The sequence below is a fragment of the Streptomyces sp. NPDC029216 genome, assembly GCF_040648015.1.
Classification (GTDB): domain Bacteria; phylum Actinomycetota; class Actinomycetes; order Streptomycetales; family Streptomycetaceae; genus Streptomyces.
Window position 1 is genome coordinate 1 of the sequence record NZ_JBEZWL010000284.1, and the last position, 3,262, is coordinate 3,262.

Below are 3,262 nucleotides of genomic sequence, written 5' to 3' on the forward strand. Positions count from 1 at the left end.
GGGCCCTTCACGCATCATGCAGGGCCCGCCGGTCCAGCCGGATCAGGCCCGGGGTATGAGGGGGTCCAGGGTCCGGTCCAGACCGTCGGCCAGCAGGCGCCCCCGGCGCGGGCGGTGGCGGGCGCGGCCGCCGTGGGCGTGGGAGGCGGCGGGGTCGGTACGGGGATCCGGCACGGCTGTCGTCCCTTCCGGAGGCTGCTCCTCCTGAACGAGTGCCCTTCCCGGGCAGGGTCCCGTCCTCACGCTCCCGCCCGCCCCGCGATGCGCGGACGGCCCTCCCGGCGCAGCGGGCGGACGACCGCCGGCTTCCCGTACGGGGCCGCGGGCGCTGTTGCTTGGGCCGTGTGGGCGTCGCACCCGGGGGTTGCGGGGGCTGTGCTTGGGCCGTGTGGGCGTCGCACCTGGGGGTTGCGGGCGCTGTGCTTGGGCCGTGTGGGCGCGGCACCCAGGGCGTTCTGGCCCCGTGCCTAGGCTGTGCGGGCGCCGCGCCCAAGGCGTGCGGGCGCCGTGCCCAGCCCGTGCGGGCGCCGAGCCGAGGGCGCGCACGGGCGTCGTGCGGCTGGCCCCCGGCGACGGCGGGAACGTGACGACGGGCCCCGGGGAGCGGGGCAGGACCCCGACACTGTGCCCCGCCCGTCGCCGCGCGGGCCGCGTTGGTCCCGGCGTGTCCGCTCCGCTCCCCCGGACACGCCGGGGGAGACCCCGTTTGCCCGCCCCGAATGGCGCAGTGCGGGCCCGTGGCGCTGAATGTGACCAAGCGTGCGCTTCCCATGACGCACGATGACCGGCGCGCGATGCGTAGACCCGTGCGTCGGCGAGACGGAGCTTTCCATGAATGACCCCAGCCCCCTCGCGGCGCCGCACCACGGCGACCGCGACGGCCTTCCCCCCACCCCGGAACCGACCGACGGCCCCGACCCCGCCCACACCCCACCCCTCCCCGAACCCCCCACCGCCACCCGGCCGACACCGGCCCCCGAACCTCACGCCGTCCTCCGGCCGACCCCAACGAACGGGCCGGCACCCGGCTCCGCAGCCCAGGCCGGCCGCCGGCAGGCAACCCCGGTGGACGGCCCGGAGCCCGGCTCCGCGCCCCACGACGGCCTCCGGCCCCTCGAAGGGGCGCCGGTGGAGGGTCTGGAGTCCGGCCCGGAGTTCCACGACGACACCCGGCTCCTCGCGGGGGCCCGGGGGGACGGGGCGGAGCTCGGCTCCGCGCCCCAGGCCGGCCTCCGGCGTCTCCAGGTATCCCCGGTGGACGGGTCGGCGCCTGGCCCGGAGTTCCGCGACGGCCTCCGGTCGTCCGCCACCGTCCCCGTATCGGGCTCCGAGCCTCGCGCCGCCCTCCGGCCGAACCCCGCTGCCCCGGTGGACGGTTCGGAAACCGGCCCCGCGTTCCATGACGGCCTCCGGTCCGCCCCGGCGGCCTCCGTGGACCGGCCCGGACCCGGCTCCGGGCCCGAGGTCGGCCTCCACGACCCCACCGCGGCCCAGGTGAACCGCCCCGAGCCCGGCCCCGCGTGCCAGCCCGCACCCCACGCCGAGCCGCTCCGCACGCTGCTGGAGACGGCCGCCACCTGCCGGCCCGTCGAGGAGGTCACCGCGCTGGTGGGCCTGCTGAAGGACTCAGGCCGGCTGGCGGACCCCGGGCGTGACGCCCTGCGCGCGGCCGCCGTCGCCCGGCCGGTCGACGAGGTCCGCCGGATGGTCGCCCTGCTGGGCGAGCACCCCGAGGAGGAGGGCGAGGCGGACATCACCCTGCGTGCGGCCGCCATCGGCCGGCCCATTGAGGACGTGGCCCTGCTGGCGACCATCCTCGATCCCGAAGGCCCCGGCGCCGCCCCTCCGCCCGGCCCCGACAGCGCCCCCGCGACCGGCCCGGCGACACCGCCGGCGGGCCCGGCCGACACGGACGCCCGGCCCGACCGTCCCCCGGTAGGGGCCGCGTCGTCCCCGCCGCCGGACGCCGTCCCGCAGCCGCCGCCGGTTCGCGGCGCCCGCTCCGTACCCGCCGCCGATTCCATAGCGGACCGGGCGGACCGGCGCGGGGGCGTGCTGCGCCACGTACTGCGCTGGCCGACGGCGGCCGCCCTGCTGTTCTGCGGGGTGCTGCACCTGCCGGGGAACCTCGCGGAACCGCCCGCCCCCGAGCGGCTGGTGCCCCTGGCGGTGGCCCTGCTCTGCCTGCCGCTCGGCGCCCTTCTGGCCCTCCGGGACACCCCGGCGGTGTGGCGGTCGTCTGCGGTGGCCGCGCTCGCGGTGGTCACGCTGCACATCGTCGGCGGGGTCACGTTCTTCGCCCCCCTCGACGGCACCCTCGGCGCCCCCTACCCGTGGGCCGGCGTCGCGGCGGTTCTCGGCGGCGGCGTCGCGGCGGTCCTGGCCGGCCTCGCGCTGACCTACCGTCCTCCGACCCCCCACACCGACGAAGGAGCCTGACCCCGACGCTGGAGCCTCCGGCCGCCCCAGGCGCCCGGGGGCTCCGCCACGCCCACCGGCCCCCTTCGGCGGCCTGCCTGGCGGTCGCTTGCCTGACGCGCCCGTCGCACGGAGCCGTCCGCCCGGCGCGCCGGGGCGGTGACGCGAGGGTGGCCGGCCCTACCGGGCCAGTAGGTCCCCCCGCGAACACCCTCGGCCGCAGGGGGGCGAGCGGTTCGATCCGGTCGGCCAGCGGTGCCCGTCGGCGGGCGCGCAGTCCGGCGGGCCCACAGGAGGGAGGAGGCCAGGGTGCTGGCCGCGCGACAGCTCCGGCCCGGCCCGCTACACGGAGCTGTTCGCCCGGCGCGCCCCCCCGCAATACGCCGTCCGCCCGGCGCGCCGGGAGCGTCGGGGGTCCGGGAGCCGGCGACGGCCGCGGCGGGGCAGGCGGGGTCGGCGGGGCCGGACCGGCCCAGCGACGGAAGGCGGCCCCCGGGCCCTACCGGGCCAGGAGGTTCACCGCCCCCGTGAACACCCCCGGCAGCCCGGCGGCGAGCGGTACGATCCGGTTCGCCAGGGGTGGACGGCGGCGGGCCCACAGGAGGGTCGAGGTCAGGGTGCGGTAGGCGCGCGACAGTTGCCGCCAGGCCCGCTCGTACTCCTGCGGCCGGTCCGCGCGTACGCACCGGACGAGCTCCCCCGCCGCCGAGACCGCCAGGGTCAGCCCCTCCCCGGTCAGCGCGTCCACGTACCCCGCCGCGTCCCCCACGAACAGCACCCGCCCCGCCACCCGCGTCCGCGCCCGCTGGCGCAGCGGACCCGCCCCGCGCACCCCCGCGCCCGG

General features: G+C 79.5%; 2 protein-coding genes and 1 pseudogene. 1 reads left to right on the forward strand and 2 read right to left on the reverse strand.

The features are described 5' to 3' along the window. Nucleotides 1-42: 42 nt before the first annotated feature. Nucleotides 43-174: a hypothetical protein gene (locus AB0F18_RS38930; RefSeq protein ID WP_362070203.1), complete on the reverse strand. Its 132-nt coding sequence runs from the start codon at nt 172-174 to the stop codon at nt 43-45. 657 nt (nt 175-831) lie between these two features. On the opposite strand from AB0F18_RS38930, the gene AB0F18_RS38935 reads away from it, so the two are divergent. After that, nucleotides 832-2,439: a hypothetical protein gene (locus AB0F18_RS38935; RefSeq protein ID WP_362070206.1), complete on the forward strand. Its 1,608-nt coding sequence runs from the start codon at nt 832-834 to the stop codon at nt 2,437-2,439. 478 nt (nt 2,440-2,917) lie between these two features. Here the strand turns inward: AB0F18_RS38935 and AB0F18_RS38940 are convergent. Then, nucleotides 2,918-3,262, reverse strand: a pseudogene (locus AB0F18_RS38940) (monooxygenase); the annotation flags it as partial.